Source organism: Paralcaligenes ginsengisoli, from assembly GCF_054781135.1.
Genome location: NZ_BAAGUZ010000029.1, coordinates 1 through 21,825, shown reverse-complemented (window position 1 = coordinate 21,825; position 21,825 = coordinate 1). Strand labels below are relative to the sequence as shown.

At 61.0% G+C, this 21,825-nt stretch carries 13 protein-coding genes; 10 read left to right on the top strand and 3 right to left on the bottom strand.

The window, feature by feature from the left end; genetic code table 11:
- Position 1: 1 nt before the first annotated feature.
- On the bottom strand, positions 2-1,207 hold the full coding sequence (locus tag ACYVIS_RS13615; RefSeq protein WP_232743766.1) for a pyridoxal-phosphate-dependent aminotransferase family protein: 1,206 nt from the start codon (positions 1,205-1,207) through the stop codon (positions 2-4).
- A 287-nt stretch (positions 1,208-1,494) separates the two neighbouring features.
- Between ACYVIS_RS13615 and ACYVIS_RS13610 the strand changes: the two genes are divergently transcribed.
- The 7 genes from ACYVIS_RS13610 to ACYVIS_RS13580 all read left to right on the top strand — a co-directional run bounded on the left by ACYVIS_RS13610 (position 1,495) and on the right by ACYVIS_RS13580 (position 13,319).
- A complete protein-coding gene (locus tag ACYVIS_RS13610) occupies positions 1,495-2,169 on the top strand; it encodes a GntR family transcriptional regulator (protein ID WP_232744582.1) in 675 nt (224 codons plus the stop codon).
- A gap of 31 nt (positions 2,170-2,200) precedes the next feature.
- Entirely contained in the window at positions 2,201-5,218 is a 3,018-nt protein-coding gene (locus tag ACYVIS_RS13605) for an FAD-binding and (Fe-S)-binding domain-containing protein (protein WP_460874193.1), read from the top strand.
- A gap of 134 nt (positions 5,219-5,352) precedes the next feature.
- Entirely contained in the window at positions 5,353-6,846 is a 1,494-nt protein-coding gene (locus ACYVIS_RS13600) for an efflux transporter outer membrane subunit (protein ID WP_460874192.1), read from the top strand.
- Positions 6,847-6,864: 18 nt separating this feature from the next.
- Complete coding sequence (locus ACYVIS_RS13595; protein ID WP_232743769.1) at positions 6,865-8,043, top strand: efflux RND transporter periplasmic adaptor subunit; 1,179 nt, start codon at positions 6,865-6,867, stop codon at positions 8,041-8,043.
- Complete coding sequence (locus ACYVIS_RS13590) at positions 8,040-11,225, top strand: efflux RND transporter permease subunit (protein WP_232743770.1); 3,186 nt, start codon at positions 8,040-8,042, stop codon at positions 11,223-11,225. The genes ACYVIS_RS13595 and ACYVIS_RS13590 overlap by 4 nt, the downstream gene beginning before the upstream one ends.
- A 34-nt stretch (positions 11,226-11,259) precedes the next feature.
- Positions 11,260-11,946, top strand: coding sequence for a heavy metal response regulator transcription factor (locus ACYVIS_RS13585; RefSeq protein WP_460874191.1), 687 nt, complete (start codon positions 11,260-11,262; stop codon positions 11,944-11,946).
- Entirely contained in the window at positions 11,943-13,319 is a 1,377-nt protein-coding gene (locus ACYVIS_RS13580; RefSeq protein ID WP_232743772.1) for a heavy metal sensor histidine kinase, read from the top strand. The genes ACYVIS_RS13585 and ACYVIS_RS13580 overlap by 4 nt, the downstream gene beginning before the upstream one ends.
- Here ACYVIS_RS13580 and ACYVIS_RS13575 read toward each other — a convergent pair.
- Positions 13,297-14,292 (bottom strand): LysR family transcriptional regulator, encoded by a 996-nt coding sequence (locus tag ACYVIS_RS13575; RefSeq protein ID WP_460874190.1) that lies wholly within the window; start codon positions 14,290-14,292, stop codon positions 13,297-13,299. The genes ACYVIS_RS13580 and ACYVIS_RS13575 overlap by 23 nt on opposite strands.
- Before the next feature lie 127 nt (positions 14,293-14,419).
- On the opposite strand from ACYVIS_RS13575, the gene ACYVIS_RS13570 reads away from it, so the two are divergent.
- Positions 14,420-15,067 (top strand): FMN-dependent NADH-azoreductase, encoded by a 648-nt coding sequence (locus tag ACYVIS_RS13570; protein ID WP_460874189.1) that lies wholly within the window; start codon positions 14,420-14,422, stop codon positions 15,065-15,067.
- 37 nt (positions 15,068-15,104) lie between these two features.
- Here ACYVIS_RS13570 and ACYVIS_RS13565 read toward each other — a convergent pair whose 3' ends face one another.
- Positions 15,105-15,317, bottom strand: coding sequence for a hypothetical protein (locus tag ACYVIS_RS13565; protein ID WP_460874188.1), 213 nt, complete (start codon positions 15,315-15,317; stop codon positions 15,105-15,107).
- 315 nt (positions 15,318-15,632) lie between these two features.
- Here ACYVIS_RS13565 and ACYVIS_RS13560 point away from each other — a divergent pair, with 315 nt between their 5' ends.
- Positions 15,633-19,751, top strand: a complete 4,119-nt coding sequence (locus ACYVIS_RS13560) for a Pls/PosA family non-ribosomal peptide synthetase (protein ID WP_460874187.1) — start codon at positions 15,633-15,635, stop codon at positions 19,749-19,751.
- Positions 19,752-19,864: 113 nt separating this feature from the next.
- The gene (gene dbpA, locus ACYVIS_RS13555; RefSeq protein WP_460874186.1) at positions 19,865-21,253 is read left to right on the top strand and encodes an ATP-dependent RNA helicase DbpA; all 1,389 of its coding nucleotides are present in this window, start codon (positions 19,865-19,867) and stop codon (positions 21,251-21,253) included.
- Positions 21,254-21,825 lie beyond the last annotated feature (572 nt).

Below are 21,825 nucleotides of genomic sequence, written 5' to 3'. Positions count from 1 at the left end.
GTCAGGCCGCGGCCTTGCATGCGGCCGCGGCTGTTTCCGCCAGATAATCCATGGCGGCCTGCGCGCCACCTTTGCGGTGAGGCACGCCCGCCACGGCAAGCCCCATTTCGATGCCGGCCAGCGTGCCGCACAAGGTCAGATCGTTCATGTCGCCCAGATGGCCAATGCGGAAAACCTTGCCCGACAACTTGCTCAGCCCCTGTCCGAGCGACATGTTGAAATGCTCCAGGACGGTTTTGCGAAATGCATCGGCGCTGTGTCCTTCAGGCATGAGTACGGCGGTGAGCGCCGGGCTGTACTCGTTCGGATCCAGGCACAGGATTTCCAAGCCCCAGGCGCGAACCGCACGGCGCGCCGCCTCGCCATGGCGCCTGTGCCGCGCGAATACATTTTCCAGGCCCTCCGCAAACAGCATGTCGAGCGCTTCATGCAGGCCATAGAGCAGATTGGTCGCCGGCGTATAAGGAAAATAGCCTGTCGGGTTAATGGCGAGCATGTCTTTCCAGTCCCAGTACGAACGCGGCAAAGCGGCATTCTGCGACGCAGCCAGCGCCTTGGCGCTAATTGCGTTGAACGACAGGCCGGGAGGCAGCATCAGGCCTTTTTGCGAACCGGAAACCGAGACATCCACCCCCCATTCATCGTGGCGGTAATCGATCGAGCCCAGCGACGAAATGGTGTCTACCATGAACAAAGCCGGATGGCCGCTGCGGTCGATGGCCCGGCGCACCGAATCGACCGGACTGACCACGCCCGTGGCCGTTTCATTGTGAACGATACAGACCGCCTTGATGTCGCGGTTTACGTCCCGAACCAGCCGCGCCTCGATTTCCGCGGGATCGGCGCCCCGGCGCCAATCGCCCGGCAGAAATTCGACCTGCAGGCCAAGCTTGAGCGCCATCTTCTTCCATTGCGCGGCAAAGTGGCCGGTCTCGGCCATCAGCACCAGGTCGCCGGGAGACAAGGCATTGACCAGCGCCGCTTCCCATGCCCCGGTACCCGAAGACGGATAGATCACGACATCGGACTGCGTCTGGAATACTTTTTTCATTCCCGCCAGGACCGATTTACCCAGAACACCGAACTCGGGGCCACGATGATCGATAGTCACATTATCGATAGCGCGCAAAACCCTGTCGGGAACGTTCGTCGGCCCTGGAATTTGCAGGAAGTGACGGCCGGAGGGATGCGAACTAAGCGGAATCATGGCAAGGGCTTATCCTATTTTTGGTATACAAAAAACATTAATATGGAAAATAATAAGAATATATTCAGTTCGACGCAAGCAAAAAAAATGCTGCATAACAGCATAATCATTTGACGTATAATAAAATTCAAGTGTAAAAAACAGAAAATCCATGGAAAAAATAACCCCATGCGTGCTTCCGATTCCAATCACTATTTGTATACCAAATGAACAAACAGCCGCCAATACAAGGCGAAGCCCAGGCGCTTGAATCCGGCAGTCAGGCCGTGCCCAATCTCCTGGCATCGATGGCCATCGATGCGGTAGACCGCAGTACCCTGCCCACCACAGTGGCCGGCCGGCTGCGCGAACTGATCATCGAAGGCGAATTGCCTGCAGGCACCCGCCTGAACGAGCGGGCTCTGTGCGACCGGCTTGGCGTCTCGCGCACGCCGCTGCGCGAAGCGTTCCGTTTGCTTGCGGCCGAAGGTCTGGTGCACATTCAGCCCAATCGCGGAGCCCAGGTCATCGCCCTGTCCGAAAAAGACGTGCGCGAAAGCTTCGAAGTCATGGCCGCGCTCGAGGCCTTGTCGGGCGAACTGGCTTGCCTTCATGTCACCGATCGGGAAATCGACGAAATCAAGGCGCTTACCTTCGAAATGCAGGCCAGCCATGCCCGCCAGGACCTGTCTTCCTATTACCGGGTCAATCGAGCCATTCACGACCGCATCAACCAGGCCGGCCAGAACCAACTGCTGTCGCAGGTCTATGCCACGCTGAACCTGCGCATACAGAATCTGCGTTTTCGCTCCAACCTGAATCGCGAAAAATGGGACAAGGCCATGCGCGAGCATACCGACATGGTCGAAGCGCTCGCGGCCCGCGACGGCCCGCGCCTTGCCGCCATCATGCGCACGCATTTGCAGCGCAAGGGCGAAACGGTCCTCGAAGCCCTTTTCCACACGTCTCCCGACCTGGCCTGACCCAAACCGCCCTATCCTCTACAGGACTCCGATGAACGCCCCCATGCCCGCAGCCGCCCTGAACCGTCTCGACTCTGTCCGCAGCGAACTGGCCAGGCGGCTGCGCAACGAAGTCAGGGGCGAGATATTGTTCGACCGGGGTTCGCGCGGCCGCTATGCCACCGACGCCTCGATCTACCAGGCCGACCCTGTCGGCGTACTGATCCCCAGAACCCTGGACGACGTACGCATCGCCGTAGCCCTGTGCCGCGACATGAAAGTACCGCTGGCAGCCCGTGGAGCCGGCACCTCGCAATGCGGACAGACCGTAGGCGAACTGCTGCTCATCGACAACAGCAAATACCTGAATCGCGTAACCGGATTCGACTTTGACGCCATGACGGTAACCGTCGAACCGGGTATTGTGCTGGACCACCTGAACGCCTGGCTCAAGCCGCATGGCGTATGGTTTCCAGTCGATGTCAGCACGGCGGCGCAATGCACCATCGGCGGCATGGCTGGCAACAATTCCTGCGGCTCGCGCTCAATTGCATACGGCAATATGGTGCACAACGTGCACCATATCGACGCCCTGCTGGCAGACGGAACCCAGGCCCGGTTCGGCAATGCCGCCGATGCCGCCGGCTCGCGCATGACCTCCATCGTCGCCGCGCTGCATCGCATTGCGGAACGCGAACGCGAAGAAATCGAACGCATGTTTCCGCGTGTGCTGCGCCGTGTCGGCGGTTATAACCTCGACATTTTCCATCCGCAAAGCGTGCGGCCCTATACGGCCGACGGCAGTGCCAACTTGTCGCACCTTCTGGTCGGCAGCGAAGGAACGCTTGCCTACACCCAGCAGATCACGCTCAATCTCGTACCGCTGCCCGGCCACAAAACACTCGGCGTGGTGAATTTCCCCACTTTCTACCAGGCCATGGACCTGACGCGCCATATCGTCAAACTGGAGCCTTGCGCGGTCGAACTGGTCGACCGCACAATGATCGACCTGGCACGCGATAATCCGGCATTCAAACCGGTCATCGACCAGGCGCTTATCGGCGCGCCGCAGGCGATCCTGCTGGTTGAATTCGCCGGCGATACGGCAGGCGAACAAACCCGCAGGCTGAAATTGCTGGTCGAACTGATGAGCGACCTTGGGCTGCCCGGCAGCGTTGTCGAAATGACCGATACCAGCGCGCAAAAAGCCCTGTGGGAAGTGCGCAAGGCCGGCCTGAACATCATGATGAGCATGCGCGGCGATGGCAAACCCGTGTCGTTCATCGAAGACTGCGCGGTACCGCTCGAGCATCTGGCCCAATACACCGAGCGTCTGACCGGGATCTTCCGCAAACACGGCACACGCGGCACCTGGTACGCGCACGCTTCGGTCGGCACCTTGCATGTGCGGCCCATTCTCGACATGCGCTCGGGCGGCGCCGAAAAAATGCGCGCCATCGCCGAAGAAGCCAGCGCCATGGTTCGCGAGTACAAAGGTGCATTTTCAGGTGAGCACGGCGACGGCCTGGCCCGCAGCGAATGGGTATCCTGGCAATTCGGGCCTCGTCTGACGCGCGCCTTCGAAGAGATCAAGGATCTGTTCGATCCAGACGGCATCATGAATCCCGGCAAGATCGTTCGTTGCCCCAAAATGGACGACGCCTCGCTGTTTCGCTTCAAGCCCGGTTATCAGGCCATACCGCTGGTGCCCGCACTCGACTGGTCGGCATGGAATGTACAGAATGATCCGGACGCAAACACCACCAGCGCTCCCGGTACCGGCGGCGATCCGGCGGGCGGCTTTGCCAAGGCCGTGGAAATGTGCAACAACAACGGCCATTGCCGCAAATTCGATGCCGGCACCATGTGCCCGAGCTATCGGGTAACGCGCGACGAGCAGCACCTGACGCGCGGCCGCGCCAATACACTGCGTCTCGCGCTCTCGGGGCAATTGGGAGCCGATGCGTTCACCTCGGACGAAATGCGCGACACCATGGATCTCTGCGTAGGCTGCAAAGGCTGCCGGCGCGAATGCCCGACGGGCATCGACATGGCGAAGATGAAGATCGAATTCCTGTATCAATCGCAAAAGAAACACGGTTTGCGGCTCAAGGATCGGCTGGTTGCCACATTGCCGCATTGGGCTCGCTGGGCGGCAAGGTTTCCGGCATTTTTCAATATGCGCGACACCTTGCCCGGCGCGGCCCTGATATCGGAAAAATGGCTGGGCTTTTCGGCCCGCCGCTCGCTTCCGAAGTGGCGCAGCGACACTTTTCTACGCGATGCGCAATCGGTCGACGCAGCCGCGGCCGACCTGGTGCTGTTCGCCGATACATTCAACAATTATTTCGAATCCGAAAACGCGCGCGCCGCGCACAGAGTGCTGCAGGCCGCGGGCTACCGCGTCTACATCGCCAAGCCCGCCCCGTCCGACGCCGCGCGCGCAAGGCCGCTCTGTTGCGGCCGCACCTATCTGGCCGCCGGCCTTGTCGACCAGGCCAAAGTCGAGGCCCGCCGGGTCATCGAGGCCCTCGAGCCATTTGTCTCACGCGGCATTCCTGTTGTGGGGCTCGAACCGTCCTGCCTGCTGTCCCTGCGCGACGAATTCCTGGTAATGGGCTTGGGCAGCAGCGCCGCCAGCCTGGCAAAAAACTCGTATTTATTCGAAGAATTCCTGGCGCTCGAACATAAAGCCGGCCGCTTGCACTTGAAGCTGGCCGCGCTTCCGCAAAAACGCGCCTTGCTGCACGGCCATTGCCATCAGAAGGCATTCGACGCGATCAAGCCTGTGCAACAGGTATTGGGCCTGATTCCCGAGCTGAAAGTCGAGCTGATCGAATCGAGCTGCTGCGGCATGGCGGGCAGCTTCGGCTTCGACGCGCAGCATTACGACATATCCATGCAAATGGCCGAACTGTCCTTGTTGCCTGCTCTGCGCAAAGCCGAGCCGGACACGCTGCTGGTCGCCGACGGAACCAGCTGCCGCCATCAGATCGCCGACGGCCTGCACCATACCCGCAAAGCGGAGCACGTTGCCTGCGTCCTGGAACGCGCGCTGGCCCGAAACTGACAAAACTGTCATATTCGCGACAGCCTGAAGCCCTGCAACAAAGTGTAAAGTCAGGCTATGCTCATGTCTGCGAACTTCCACTGGCTCCCGCCCGCCGACATTTTATTGATATAGCCCGAGTGCCGTAAACCCCTATGCTTCTTCCTTTGCTGCTATTACAAGGCGCGCCGCGACGTACCACCGGCGCCGCCTGCCTGGCCATGGCTGTGTTGCTGGCAGGTTGCGCCGTCGGGCCCGACTACGTACGCCCAAGCATGGAGGTTCCGGCCGCCTACAAAGAAGCAGGCCCCTGGAAAACGGCGCAACCGCGGCAGATCGACAGCGGGCATAACTGGTGGCAAGCCTATGGCGACCTAACATTGGACCACCTGATCGAACAAGCCAATCAGGCCAATCAGAACATACGCCAGGCCGAAGCCCAGTATCGTCAGGCGCTTGCCGTGGCGGCCGAGGCACGGGCTGGCTTCTGGCCTACCCTGGGCATCGGCGGCGGTGCCGGACGTGCGCAAACCAATACCAACGGCCCCAAGCTGGGCAACAACTACACGGTTGGGGTGACCGCCGGGTGGGAGCCTGATCTCTGGGGAGGCATACGCCGCAGCGCCGAGGCCGGCCAGGCGGCAAGCCAGGCCAGCGCCGCCGACCTGGCCGCAGCCCGCCTGAGCATACAGACCACACTGGCGCAAGACTATATGCAGTTGCGCGTCACCGACTTGCAACTGGATCTCTATGCCCGAACCCTGAAGGCCTATCAGCGCGCGCTCACACTCACGCAGAACCAGTACGCGGCCGGCGTGACCCTGCGTTCGGATGTGGCGCTGGCACAAAGCCAACTGAGTACGGCGCAGGCGCAGGCACTCGACCTGCAGGCCCAGCGCAGCCAGTTGGAACACGCGCTCGCCATCCTGACCGGCAAGGCGCCGGCGGCCTTTTCGCTGCCGCCCGTGCCGTCAAACTCTGAACAAACCTTGTCCTTGCCCATGCAATTGCCGGCCATTCCCACCGGGCTGCCCAGCGATCTGCTCGAACGGCGCCCCGATATCGCCAGCGCGGAACGCCGCGCGGCCGCCGCCAATGCCAACATCGGCGTGGCTCGTGCTGCCTACTTCCCTTCCCTTATGCTTAGCGCGAGCGGCGGCTTCGACTCCGGCAGTTTCCTGCAATGGTTCAATGTGCCGGGCCGAGTCTGGGCACTGGGCGCATCGCTGGCGCAAACCGTCTTCGACGGCGGCCTGCGCAAGGCGCGCGATCAACAGGCCACGGCGGCCTATGACGCTGCCGTGGCGCAATACAAGCAGACCGTGCTGGGCGGCTTTCAGGAAGTGGAAGACAACCTGGCCACCCTGCGGATTCTGGCGCAGGAAGCCGTGGCGCAAGACCAAGCCGTACAGTCGGCCAGGCTCGCGGCGAACCTGGCCCTGGCCCAATATCGCGCCGGCACCAGCATTTACCTGAATGTCGTTACGGCGCAGGCCTTGGCATTAAGCGCCGAACGCACCATGGCGCAACTGCGCGGCCGCCAACTGCTTGCCAGCGTCGCCCTGATCAAGGCCACCGGCGGCGGCTGGAGCGCCAGCCAATTGCCGGCCGGCCCATCGGAAACAGCCTCCCGCGCCAAATCCAATTAAAAATCCAAGTAGAAATTCATGACTACACTATCTTCCACACGACGCTCCATGCTGCTGATCGGCATACCCGCGCTGATCGTGCTTGGCGGCCTCGTCTGGTACATAAGCCATCATCACAGCGACAGCTCCACACCACCCGACAGCCAGGCAGCGCCGGTCGTGGCAACGACGGCGCCGGTCACGCAGCAGGATGTGCCCATCTATCTCACCGGCGTAGGCACCGTGGTTCCCAGAGAAAGCGTCACGGTCAGGACCCGGATCGACGGCGAACTCGACCAGGTCGGCTTCACGGAAGGCCAGGACGTGGTGAAAGGGCAATTGATCGCGCAACTCGATCCCCGCACGCAGCAGGCCCAGCTGGATCAGGCCTTGGCGCAAAAAGCCAAGGACCAGGCGCAACTGGTAAACGCCAAGCTCGATTTGCGCCGCTATACCGAACTCATCAAGCAAGACGCCGCCACCCGCCAGACCCTGGATACCCAGCGTGCCCAGGTGGCCCAGATCGAAGCGGCCGTGCAATCCGACAACGCCCAAATCAGCTTTGCCAGGACGCAGCTCAGCTATACCCACATCACTGCCCCGATCAGCGGACGCACAGGCGCACGGCTGGTAGACCCGGGCAATATTGTGCATGCCGCGGACGCCAACGGCCTGGTGGTAATCAACCAGATAGACCCCATTGCAGTCGTATTCACCTTGCCCGAAGAATCGTTCCAGGATATCAATCATGCGCTCAAGGCCAGCCAGGAACCGCTGGCCGTGGAAGCTTACCCCCGCAACAGCGCGCAAGTCCTGGGACGCGGCCATCTGATTCTCCTGAACAACCAGATCGACACCAGTACAGGTACGGTTCAGATCAAGGGCAGCTTCCCCAATCCCGAACATAAGCTCTGGCCGGGCCAGTATGTGAATGCGCGACTGTACCTGGGCATACGCAAGCAGGCGCTGACCGTGCCGGCCGAAGTCGTTCAGCGCGGCCCCGACGGCACCTATGCCTATGTCGTCGACTCCGACGAAACCGTACGGATTCAAGCCATACACGTCATCAACATCCAGGATGGCATCGCCATCGTCGACCAGGGCTTGAGCGCCGGGCAGCGTGTGGTGCGGGATGGCCAATACAAGCTCAGGCCGGGCCTGCGTATAAGCGAAGCGCAAGCGCAAACCGCCCCTGCAGCGAAAGGAAACGCCAAGTGAGCATTTCCGCCACCTTCATCAAGCGCCCGATCGGCACGTCGCTGCTGGCGCTGGCGCTGTTCCTGGTTGGCGCGGCGGTGTTTCCGCTGCTGCCGGTGGCACCCCTGCCGCAAGTCGATTTTCCTACGATTCAGGTTACGGCCAAACTTCCCGGCGGCAACCCCGAAACCATGGCGTCCAGTGTCGCTCAGCCACTTGAGCGGCAGTTCTCCCTGATTGCCGGCCTGACGCAAATGACCTCGGTCAGCGCGCTGGGGTCCACGCAAATTACCCTGCAATTCGACCTGAATCGCGATATCGACGGCGCCTCGCTCGATGTGCAGGCCGCAATCAACGCCGCCGCGGGGCAGTTGCCGGCGAATCTGCCGAATCCGCCGACTTTCCGCAAGATCAATCCGGCCGATTCATCCATCATGATCCTGTCGGTGCAGTCGAATGCCTTGCCCATCACCGAGGTCAACGATTACGCCGACAATATTCTGGCGCAACAGATTTCACAAATCGAAGGTGTCGGGCTGGTCAATATTTTCGGCCAGCAAAAGCCCGCGGTTCGCATACAGGTAGATCCGGACAAATTATCCGCCATGGGCCTGAGCCTGGAAGACATACGCGGCGTCATTGCCAGCACCACGGTCAGCCAGCCCAAAGGAACCATAGACGGAAGCAAACAAAGTTTTACCGTCTACACCAACGACCAGCTGCTGAGCGCCGAACCGTGGAACGACATGGTGCTGGCCTACCGGCACGGCACGCCTATTCGGGTACGCGACGTGGGCACGGCCGTGGCGGGTCCCGAAGATGTAAAACAGGCCGCATGGGCATTTGCCGGCAAAGCGGCGACCGCCGAAGATGCGGCCATCAATGGCCGTTCCCTGGTGGTCGGCATCACCAAGCAGCCGGGCGCCAATGTCATTGAAACAGTAAAACGCATCCGCGCCGCGCTACCGCGCCTGAAAGCCTCCATTCCGCCTACGATCCACGTCAGTACGCTCATTGACCGGACCCAGAACATACGTGCCTCGGTCCACGAGGTCGAACTGACCCTGCTCTTGTCCATTGCGCTGGTGGTGGGGGTGATTTTCGTTTTCCTGCGCAGCGTTCCCGCCACCCTGATCCCCAGTGCGACAGTGCCGCTGGCGCTGCTGGGCACCGTCGCCATCATGTATCTGGTCGGCTTCAGCCTGGATAACCTGTCCCTGATGGCGCTGACGATTGCCGTGGGTTTCGTGGTCGATGACGCCATTGTCATGCTGGAGAATATCTACCGGCATATCGAAGACGGCATGTCGCCCATGGAAGCCGCCTATAAGGGCGCCGGCGAAATCGGCTTTACCATTATCTCGATTTCCGTATCGCTCGTCGCCGTATTCATACCGCTGCTGCTGATGGGCGGCATCGTCGGGCGCTTGTTCCGGGAATTCGCCATTACAGTCACGCTGACCATCGTGGTGTCGGTCTTGATCTCGCTGACGCTGACGCCCATGCTGTGCTCGCGTTTCCTGAAAAATTATCACGCTGAGTCGCACGGCCGCATCTACCAGGTGTTCGAGCGCGGTTTCGACATGCTGCTCAACGGCTACCGGCGCGGACTGAACCTGGTCTTGCGCCATCAGTTCATTACCCTGTGCAGTTTCATCGCCACCCTGGCTGCCACCGTGGTGCTGTTCATTGTCATTCCGAAGGGATTTTTTCCCCAGCAAGATACCGGCTTCATCTTCGGGTTTGCCGAGTCGGCCCAGGATACGTCCTTCGACGCCATGAACCAGCGCATGATGAAGCTGGCCGATGTAGTGCGCGAAGATCCGGATATTACGAGTTTCGGGATGAGCAGCAACCAGCCTACCTTCAATACCGGCAGGTTCTTCATCAGCCTCAAACCCAAGGAAGACGGGCGCACGGTCAGCGCGGACCAGGTCATTGCACGTCTGCGCCCCCAACTGGCCAAGGTCGAAGGCATCAAGCTCTTCCTGCAGGCCGGACAAGACATCAATGTGGGCGGCCGCCTGTCGCGCACTCAATACCAGTACACAGTAACGGACGCCAATCTGGACGAGCTCAACACCTGGGCGCCCAAACTGCTGGAGCGATTCCGGCAACTACCCGAACTGACCGACCTGGCGACCGATCAGCAAAATGCCGCGGCCACCGCAACAGTCACCATAGACCGGGCTCGCGCCTCGAGTTTCGGCATTTCGCCGGCGCTGATCGACAACACCATCTACGATGCCATAGGCCAGCGCCAGGTGGCGCAGTATTTCACGCAAATCAACAGCTATCACGTCGTGCTTGAGGTAACGCCGCGCCTGCAGAAAGATCCCGATCTGTTCAACAAGCTTTACGTCACCTCGCCGCTGACCGGCCAGCAGATACCGCTTTCGAGCTTCGTGAAAGTGGACACCACCAAAACCGGATATTTATCGATCAGCCACCAAAGCCAGTTCCCGGCCGTGACGATTTCGTTCAATCTGGCGCCGGGCGTCGCCCTGGGACAAGCCGTTACGGCCATCCAGAAGGCAGAGTCCACCATGAATGTGCCCCAGGCCCTGGTCGGCTCCTTCCAGGGCACGGCCAAGGCGTTCGGAGAATCGCTGGCAACCCAGCCCTACCTGATCGCGGCCGCCCTGGTAGCGGTCTATATCGTGCTGGGCCTGCTGTATGAAAGCTACATTCATCCGCTGACGATTCTCTCGACCCTGCCTTCGGCCGGTGTGGGTGCCCTGTTGATCCTGATGGCCAACGGCTACGACCTGAGCGTCATCGCCCTGATCGGCATCATTTTGCTGATAGGCATCGTCAAGAAAAACGGCATCATGATGATCGACTTCGCCCTGACCGCCGAACGCCAGCACGGACTGGAGCCCAAAGAGGCCATCTACCAGGCCTGCCTGCTACGTTTCCGTCCGATCATGATGACCACCATGTGCGCCCTGCTCAGCGGCCTGCCGCTGATGCTGGGCCACGGCGCGGGCTCGGAACTGCGCCGGCCGCTGGGATTCGCGATGGTCGGAGGCCTTATCCTGTCGCAAGCCCTGACGCTGTTCACGACGCCGGTCATCTATCTGTACCTGGACCGCGCCCACTACTGGTACATGCGCCGCAAAAAGGCTCGCAAGGCAAAAAAAGTCAGGAAAGAACGCCTGGCCCGGCGCGCCTTGCCGGCCCCTGGAAACACCGCTGAATGATTTAAACTATTAGGGAGTCGCAACGGTGTTTCCCATGAAAATCCTGATCATCGAAGATGAGCTGAAAACCGCAGATTACCTGCACAAGGGATTGACGGAGCAAGGCTGCGCGGTAGATCTGGCGCACGACGGCATCGACGGCCAGCATCTGGCCCTGCATCACGATTACGATGTCATCGTGCTCGATGTCATGTTGCCCGGCCAGGACGGCTTTTCGCTGCTGCGCGCCCTGCGCGCCGTCAAACAGACGCCGGTCATCATGCTGACCGCGCGCGACCGTGTCGAAGACCGTGTCAAAGGCCTGCACGAAGGCGCCGACGACTACCTGGTCAAACCCTTTTCATTCATGGAATTATTGGCTCGGCTGCAGGCCTTGAACCGGCGCGGGCGCACACAGGAACCCGTGCAGTTGCGCATCGGCGACCTGCATATCGACCTGATCAGCCGCAAAGCCTATCGCGGCAATATCCGCATCGACCTGACGGCCAAGGAGTTTTCGCTGTTGGCGGTGCTGGCGCGGCGCCAGGGCGAAATCCTCTCCAAAACCGCCATTGCCGAACTGGTCTGGGACATGAACTTCGACAGCAACACCAATGTGGTGGAAGTCGCCATCAAGCGCTTGCGAGCCAAGATAGATACTCCCTTCAGTCCTCGCCTGCTGCATACCATCCGCGGCATGGGCTATGTGCTGGAACTGCGCCGGGAAGAGGTCTCCAGATGAAACGCTCCATCACCGTGCGGCTGGTGGCCATGTTCGCGCTTGCCACGCTGGCCACGTTTCTGCTGATCGGCGCCGCCCTCTATGGCGTACTGCAGCGCGAACTGGCCCGGCATCAGCACGACGAACTGCAAACGGCTTACCAGGACATGGAATACATGATCAAGCGTGCCGGAACCCCCAAGCGCTGGTCGCATGTCGTCACCAAAATGGATACCCTGACCCTGGCCAACGGCAGCAAACGTTTCTGGGCAAACAGCCCGGACCCGCGCTATCGGTACGGCCGGGATCTGTCCGAAATCCAGGCCGTCCCCCACTCGGCCAATGGCATGGGCATGCTCGAACTGCCCGAACGCGCCTACCCCCTGTACACCCTGACCAAAACCATCGCCGCCTACCAGGACCGGCCGGCCGTCGAACTTACCATAGGCATAGATGCCATGCCCTATGTGCACACCCTGCATACCTTCCTGATCGCGCTGATGGCGCTGTCGCTGACCGCCGTGCTGCTGGTCATGGTCCTGGGCTACTGGATTGCCCAGGTGGGTTTGCGCCCCCTCAAGCTATTGTCGAAAGAAGCGCAAACCCTGAGTCCCAGAACGCTGTCGCAGCGCTTGCGGATCTCGCCGCTTCCCGCGGAACTGTCCGATCTCGCCACAGCCTTCAATGGCGCGCTGGGCCGGCTCGAGGCGGCCTACAACCAGCTCGAGGCCTTCAATGCCGATGTGGCTCACGAACTGCGCACGCCGCTGACCAATCTGATCGGCGAAACCCAGGTTGCCCTGTCGCGCCAGCGTACGGCTCCGCAGTTCCAGGAAGTGCTGCAATCGAACCTCGAAGAGGTGGAACGCCTGCGTTCCATCGTCAACGACATGCTGTTTCTGGCCCGTGCCGATCAGGGCGAAGCCGCCACAGGCCTGGTGCAGACGCCTATTGTGCAGGAAATCGGCAAAACCATTGAGTTTCTGGAGTTCGTCCTGGACGAGACACAGGAAACCGTCAAAATCGACGGCGACACCGCTGCCGAGGCAAAAATCGAAACCGCCCTGTTTCGCCGCGCCATGACCAACCTGCTGCAAAATGCAATTGAGCATTCCCGTTCCGGCGCGCAGATCCTGGTCAATCTTCACCAGGAATCCTCGCTCATCCGGATTGCGGTCTCCAATCCGGGCGAACCCATCGCTCACAATCACCTGCCCTTGCTGTTCGACCGGTTTTACCGGGTCGACGCCGCGCGCCATAACGGCCAAACGCATGGCCATGGCCTGGGCCTGGCCATTGTCAAGGCGATTGCCACCATGCATGGGGGCGAAGTCTTCGCCAGCAGCGCAAACGGCATGAACACAATCGGCTTCAGTGTGCCGGCGGCGGGCTGAACCCTTGCGGCCGGCTGGAAGCCGCCGCCGAACGCGTACTGGCCTCGATTCGGGCAATGCACTCTTCCACTTCATTGGAAATGCCTGCCGCACGCTCGCCCAGAAAATCCAGCAGTTGTCTTACGGCGGGAACCAGCCCCCGACGGGACGGAAATACCGCGTGCACGATGCCAGGCTGCAAGGCCCAGCCGGGCAACACCGGCACTAAACGGCCATCGTTCAGCTCGTCGCGGCACATATAGTCGGGCAGCATGCTGATACCTGTGCCAGCCAGCACCGCAAACTTGATGGTCAGCAAATCGTCGGCCACATAACGGGGGCGGTGCTGAACCGTGTGTTCCTGGCCATTGGGACCAAGCAGCTTCCAGCTCGACCGGCCATCGGCCGCCGACATGGCCACGGTATCGAATCGGGACAGGTCATCGGGCGCGACAGGCTGCCCCTGGCGCTGCAACTGCGATGGGCTGGCCACCAGCAGTGCGTGAGACAAACCAAGATGCTTGACGACCAGGCTGCCGCTGTCGGCCAGGCTAGGCCGCACGCGCAGTGCAATGTCCATACCCTCTTCAACCAGGTCCACGACGCGATTGCTGACTTCCATCATGACCTGGACCAGCGGATAGCGGGCCAGAAACTCCGGAAGGACCGGGCCAACCACGGTTTGCGCCAGAGTCACCGGGCAACTGAGGCGAATGATGCCGCAAGGCTCGCTTTGAACCTGGGCCACAGTGGCGGCGGCGGCATCGGCCTCGGCGCACATGGCCACGCAATGGCGCAGATACATCTCGCCAACAGTCGTCAGGGACAGCTTGCGCGTAGTACGTTGCAGCAAACGGACGCCCAGATCCGCTTCGAGCTTGGCCACGCGCCGGGACAAACGCGATTTGGGCAGCCCCATGGCCCGTGCGGCCGCGGCGAAACCACCACGGTTCACCACCTCGGCAAAGTAGCGCATATCGTTCAGGTCTAGCATCGGCGGCCTCAATTAGATCAATAAACAGGACAATTTATTGCAGTTTTGCCAACTTATCAATGATTCGATACTTATTCATAATACATTCATCGCCGCCTGGTGTGGCTTACTTATGTTGAAGAAAATCATGAAACTGCTGCATATTGATTCAAGCGTCACCGGCGCAAGCTCCGTCTCACGCCAACTTACCGCACGTATCGTCGCCCAGTGGCGCGCCGACCATCCCGCCATCGAAGTCGACTACCTGGATCTGGCCGCCGCAGCCCCCAGCCACCTGTCGGCAGATTCACTGGGCTTCCGGCTTCCCCCCAGCACCGCAAGCCTGAGCGAAGTGCAACGGCAGGAAAATGCAATTTCCGAAGCGCTGGTAACGCAATTCCTTGCGGCCGACGTCATCGTGGTGGGCGCTCCCTTGTACAACTTCTCGATCCCCAGCCAGCTCAAGGCCTGGATCGACCGCATTGCACAAGCCGGCCGCACATTCAAGTACACCGAAAACGGCCCGATCGGCCTGGCTGCGGGCAAAACCGTAGTGGTGGCCTCGAGCCGCGGCGGAATCTACTCCACCAGCGATGCCGGCCGCGCCATGGAACATCAGGAAAGCTATCTGCAAATCGTATTCGGCTTTTTCGGCATCACCGATGTTCGTTTTGTGCGTGCTGAAGGCGTGGCAATGGGCGATGCGCCCAAGGCCCAGGCGATTGCCGCCGCCGAGCAGGAAATCAAGGCGCTGGATACCGCCGCCAACGAAAGCGCCGCCGCGCTGGCCGCCTGAACGGGCTGGGTGCATCGACCCGCCGGCCCGCGGCAATCTACGCCAGATTGTCGCGGGTCCACTGTTCACACTCCAGCGCCAGACTCATTATGCGCTGGATGATCTGCACCTCGGTCTTCCCCGCCGCGCGTTGAGCGTCACTGAAAATTTCCAGACTCTCATCGGTAGGGAACCAGTCTTTTTCCGGCTGGATCTCCAGGCCATCGACGTGCTTGATATTGCCGTTAGGCAAGATATACCAGGTATCCATCACGGGTATCCTATTTGTCCCAATTTCAGGCAGCCGTACCTGCGCCGCGGCCGGACACCTAGACACCTATTCTATTGGCGGCAGTCAGGCGTCCTGTCGCTATGCGCGGGCATATCGTCGCGAAGGAGGCTGAAATATACGCCGCCACCGTAACACTCTTTACATTCTTTATGGGGTTTTATGGCGCGCACGCAACAATTCTTTGCACAACATGCCGCGACAACGATATTAAAATGGCGGATCAAAGAATTTGATTGGGTTGGCATGAGTTCAACACCATAATTCTACTTTCGGCTTCAACACACCTCTTACTACATGTCTGACTCCTATGTTTTGCATGGCTCGCAACAGCCGGAATTGCTGCACCGTAAAACATTGGCCGACGTGTTTGAGGCAAGCGCCACACACCACCCCCAGAACACCGCGTTGATTTTCGGCACACGCAGCCTGAGTTACGCCGAACTCAATGTCGAGGCCGATCGCGCCACCCATCGCCTGATCGAAGCCGGGGTGAAGCCCGGACATATCGTTGGATTATGGTTGCCGCGCGGCATCGATTTGCTGATCATGCAACTGGCGATCGCCAAAACCGGCGCAGCCTGGCTTCCTTTCGACGCGGATACGCCCGTTGAGCGGATAGCCGTATGCCTGGAGGATGCAAAAGCAAGCGCCCTGCTCAGTTGCGCGGACCTGCTGCCGCAACTGGGTTTCCTGGCTGCGCCGGTGCACACGGCGGAGCAGTTGCTGGCACCGCTGGACAACGATCACCCCCCCTTGCGCCACCGCGCCGGCACCCAGGGCGAAGACACCGCCTATGTCATCTACACCTCCGGATCCACAGGCAAGCCCAAGGGCATTGCCATCACACAAGCCAGTATCTGCCATTTTTTGCAAAGCGAAAATGCCATACTGGGAGTGCGCGAAAGCGACCGGGTATACCAGGGATTCTCGGTGGCATTCGACATGTCGTTCGAGGAAATATGGATCAGCTACCTGGTGGGTGCCACCCTCTGGATAGCTCCCAAGGAAATCGCGGCCGATCCCGAGGCCCTGCCGCGTGCATTGACGGCGGAAAACATCACGGTTCTGCACGCCGTGCCGACCTTGCTGGCCCTGTTCTCCCAGGATGTGCCCAGCTTGCGGATTATCAACCTGGGCGGGGAAATGTGCCCCGAAACGCTGGTCGAGCGCTGGGCAAAGCCCGGACGGCAGATGTTCAACACCTACGGCCCCACCGAAGCGACTGTCTCGGCCAGCCTGGCCCAGTTGAAACCGGGCGAGGCCGTGACAATTGGCCATCCTTTGCCCAACTATGGCTTGCTGGTGGTCGCAACCGGGACAGAAGGCGCCGAAAGCCAAACGCTGCGCATATTGCCTCACGGCGAGATCGGTGAGCTGTGTATTACCGGCCCCGGCGTGGCGGCGGGCTACCTGGGGCGGCCCGACCTGACCCGGGAAAAATTCCTGCCCAATCCCTGGAGCATTGGCGAGCACGACCAACGGCTTTACCGCACCGGCGACCTGGCCCGCATCGACGCCGATCATCGCGTGCATTGCCTGGGCCGCGCCGACGATCAAGTCAAGATCCGCGGTTTTCGGGTAGAGCTGGGTGAAATCGAAGCGGTGCTGGCTCAGCAGCCGGGCATAGGTGCCACAGCGGTGGTGCTGCGCCAGGATGCCGGCATGGACCAGTTGATTGCGTTCTGGGTGGGCGCCAATGGCGAAGCCACCGCCATGCCAGACAACGGGAACGGAACCGCCGCCGGGGATGCCGATACCTCCACGGCAACGCTGCGCGCGGCCCTGGGAGCACGCTTGCCTCCCTATATGGTGCCGGTGCGCTTTGAACATCTGGCGGAAATGCCGCGCCTGCCTTCCGGCAAGATCGATCGCAAAACGCTCAAAGCCCTGCCGCTGGCTGCCAGCGGCCCGGCCGAAGGCTCGGACGCAGCGGAAACCCCGGCGGAAGAAGCCTTGTTTGCCGCGCTGGAAACGCTCTTTCCGGGCCAGGCCGTACGCCGGGAGCTGGATTTTTTCAGCGACCTGGGCGGTCACTCGCTGTTTGCCGCACGACTCGCCTCCGCGTTGCGAGCCGATCAGCGCTTTGCACAAGTGACCGTGCGCGATATCTACCAAAACCGCCAGATCGGCCGACTGGCCCAAGTGCTGTCCACCGTCATGGATCGCCAGGCCAGCGACACAGCGCTTCACGGCGCAGAACGGACCGTCCCCCCGCCCCGGATCATGCATTCGCGATGGCGACGCTGGCGTTGCGGGGTCGCGCAGGCTGTCACCGTGCCGTTCCTGGTGACGTTCAAAATGGCGCAATGGCTGCTGCCCTTCTTTGCCTATCAATATCTTACGGGCGACCCGGGCGATTCCATCACCCGGGCCGTTGCCGTGTCGGTCGTGGTGTTTTTGCTGGCTACCCTGCTGGAGTTCGTCCTGGCCTGCGCCGGCAAATGGCTGATTCTGGGGCGATTGAAACCCGGGCGCTATCCGCTTTGGGGCGTGACTTACTTCCGCTGGTGGCTTACCGATCGCATACTCGAAGCAACACCCCTGTACATGCTCAACGGCTCTTCCTTATATGTCTACTGGCTTCGCGCGCTCGGGGCCCGGATCGGCAACGACGTGCTGATTGGCTCGATTACCTTGCGTGTGCCGGATCTGCTCAGCGTCGGCGACGGCGTCAGCATAGGCAACGGCGTCAACCTGGAAAACGCCCGCGTACAGAACGGCGAATTGATACTGGGCCAAATCACGCTGGAAGACCAGGTCTCGCTGGGCGCCTATGTGGTAATGGAAGGCAACACCCATATCGGCGAGTGGGGGCACGTGGACGGGCAGTCGGCGTTGCGCGATGGCTCGCGGGTGCCGGCCCGCCGCATCTGGGGCGGTTCGCCCGCCATCGACCACGGGGAATTCGATCCCGCCAGCCTGCCTTTGCGGCCCGTCGAATCGCGAACCCACATCATCGGCAAGAACATCTACTTCGTGCTGGGCGCCCTGTTCATCAGCGTGCTGTTTTTCATGCCCCTGTTCCCGACCTTCATCCTGGTTGACTACCTGGACATCGACAACCTGTCCGTGGGCGCGCTGCAGCGCGCCGGCTTCGTCAACGGCTACGATGTCTTCGCCTTGCGCCTGATCAAATACTTCCTGCTGGCGCTGCCCGCCAGCGTCGTGATGATTGTCCTGACCGCCCTGCTGGCCGCGGGCATACGCTGGGCGCTGCTGCCCAAACTCAAGCCAGGCCGCTACCCTGTGAATGGCAGGGTCTTCCTCCTCAAGTGGCTGGTCAACCAGATTCAGGAGTCCAGCCTGCAGGTGCTGCATGGCGTCTACGCCACGGTGTTTTCCTCCACCTGGTATAGGTTGCTGGGCGCGCGGGTCGGCCGCGATGCGGAGATCTCTACCGCGCTGGGGGTAGTGCCCGACATGCTGACTCTGGGCGACGAGACCTTTATCGCCGACGCGGTCATGCTGGGCGACGAACATATCGACGGCGGCTGGATGACCGTAAAGCCGACCGTTATCGCGCGCCGCAGCTTTGTCGGCAATGGCACCTATATACCCGACGGCACCAACCTGCCGGAAAATGTGCTGATCGGAGTGCTTTCCAGCCTGCCGCGCTCGACGCAGGTCAAAAGCGGTGATACCTGGCTGGGCTCGCCTCCCATCAATCTACCCGCCCGCGAGACGGTGCAGGGCTTTCCCGAAGAGCTGACATACCACCCCTCGCCCTCGCGACGCCTGCAGCGCGGCCTGGTTGAGACCTTCCGTATCGTGGCGCCGCATTCCCTGGTGATCGCCGCCGGCTATGCGATCGTGCTGGATGTCATGCCCATTGCGGGGGCCGGCCACTGGCTCTACACGATCCGCGAACTGGCCATTTCCGGACTGCTGTTCGGCCTTGCGACCTTTCTGTTCGTGGCCTTTTTCAAATGGGTGCTGCTGGGCCGCTACCGGCGCTGCGCGGTACCCATGTGGACTCCATTCGTGTGGCTGTCCGAGGCCACCACCAATATGTATGAAGGCATTGCCGTTCCGAATTTCCTGCGCTACCTGCGGGGCACGCCTTTCCTGCCCAAGGCACTCAACCTGCTGGGTTGCCACATCGGACGTGGTGTTTACCTGGACACCACCGACATCACCGAATTCGATTGCGTGCACATAGGCGACTACAGCGAGCTCAACGCCTTGTGCTGCCCACAGACCCATCTGTTTGAGGACAGGGTCATGAAAATCGACGATGTGCGCATCGGTGCGCGCACCTACATGGGGCCGCGCAGTACCATCCTGTACAGCGCCAATATCGCAAACGATGTACGCCTGGGTCCGTTGACCCTGGTCATGAAGGGCGAGAACATACCCGCCAATACCGCCTGGCACGGCTGCCCCGCCATGCCTCAGCCTGACAATCCGCGGTAGGGGCGGGCCCTGTACCCGCCCGTTTGGCCACGCATTGATCGCGGAGGGCCACAAGGGCGACCCCTACGGTCGCCTGCTACACTTGACGCTCTTCCATGCGGGCAAACATCATTGTGACCACGACTTCCTTTTCCAGCCTTCCCCTTACGCCCGCCACGCTCGACAACCTCAATAACCTGGGCTACGTCGACATGACGCCCATCCAGGCGCAAAGCCTGCCTTCGATTCTTGAAGGCCGCGACGTGATCGCCCAGGCCAAAACCGGCAGCGGCAAAACCGCCACCTTCGGCCTGGGCATATTGCACAAGCTGAACCCTGCCGATTTTGCCATCCAGGCCCTGGTGCTGTGCCCTACCCGCGAACTCGCCGACCAGGTGGCCAACGAGCTGCGCCGTCTTGCCCGCGCCGCCGGCAATGTGAAAATACTGACGGTATGCGGAGGCACTCCCATCCGGCCGCAAATCGAATCCCTGGCGCGCGGCGCGCATATCGTGGTGGGCACCCCGGGCAGGCTGCTCGACCATATCGACCGCAACAGCATCGATTTATCGGCTATCCAAACCCTGGTGCTGGACGAAGCCGACCGCATGATCGACATGGGGTTCTACGACGATATCGTCACCGTCGTGAACGCGTGCTCGGCAAAGCGGCAAACGCTGCTGTTTTCGGCAACCTATCCCGATGATATCCGCAAGGCCAGCGCCCGCTTCCTCATCAAGCCAACCGAAGTCAAGGTGGAGTCGCAGCACGACGCCAGCCAGATCGAACAGCATTTCTATGAAATCGCCCCGGAAAACCGCAATGCGGCAGTGGCCCAGTTGCTTGAGCATTTCCGTCCGGTATCCACGCTGGCTTTCTGCAACACCAAGGCACAATGCGAAACGCTTGCGGCAGAGTTGCGGAGCCGCGGTTTCAGCGCCCTGGCACTGCATGGCGATCTGGACCAGCGTGAACGCGAAGATGTGCTGGTGCAGTTTTCCAACCAGAGCTGTTCAGTGCTGGTAGCGACCGATGTCGCGGCGCGCGGCCTGGACATACAAACCCTGGGGGCGGTGATCAACGTCGATGTCACGCCGGACGCCGAGGTGCATATCCACCGCATCGGACGCACCGGGCGCGGCCAGGAAAAAGGCCTGGCCTTGAGCCTGTGCGCTCCGTACGAAATGCGCTGGGCCAATCTGATCGAACAGTATCAAGGCAAGCCCCTGGTCTGGTCGGATCTGGCCGCGCTCAAGCCGGCTCCCGGCGGCCGCCTGCGGGCACCCATGGTCACGCTCTGCATTCAGGGCGGCAAAAAAGACAAGCTGCGCCCGGGTGATCTATTGGGCGCCCTCACGGGAGATGCGGGCCTGAATGCGGATCAGGTCGGCAAGATAAATATTTTCAATTTCGTGAGCTTTGTGGCGCTGGACCGGCGTATTGCCAAGGAAGCCTACGCCAAGCTGGGCAACAGCAATATCAAGGGCCGCCGCTTCAGAATGCGCTTCATGCCGGAAAACTAGGGGATTTTTGATTCGAGTGGTTACGACACTCGATTGTTTACGGGGATCGATGGATAGGTATTTAAAGACGCCGTCTATCGGGGCTTGGGGTCAGGACCGGCACGGCGTGCTTGATCCGGATCTACCTCGTCCAGGCGGGCGTCGGGCGAACTCGCCCAGCCTCGCGAGGCTGGGCTCAGACAGCGCCCGCCGAAGGCCCCCGCCTTCCCTACGGTAGCCTCCGGCGCACGCCTTACGCCGGTCCTGACCCCAAGCCCCGATAGACGGCTCGCGTTAGGGCTTGCCTGGGATCAACGTGCTTGCACCTACCGTTAATGGGCCTGCGCCCTAGAACCGTTAACATGCCTGCACCCATGTCTCTATCGCGTGGCCACTACACCACGCTGTGCCGAACCCTGGATTTACTGAGCGCCCACCGCCTCAACGTAGCTTGTGATTGGCTAAACGCCGCTTCCCCAATATATACCTCGGTGCATTTCCTCAACGCGAGCCGCAGGGTGGGCGGTGCTGTGCAGTCCGGCGGTAGTCCAGCGCCGGGTGCTGACGAAGGGAAGGCGGGGGCTTTCGGCGGG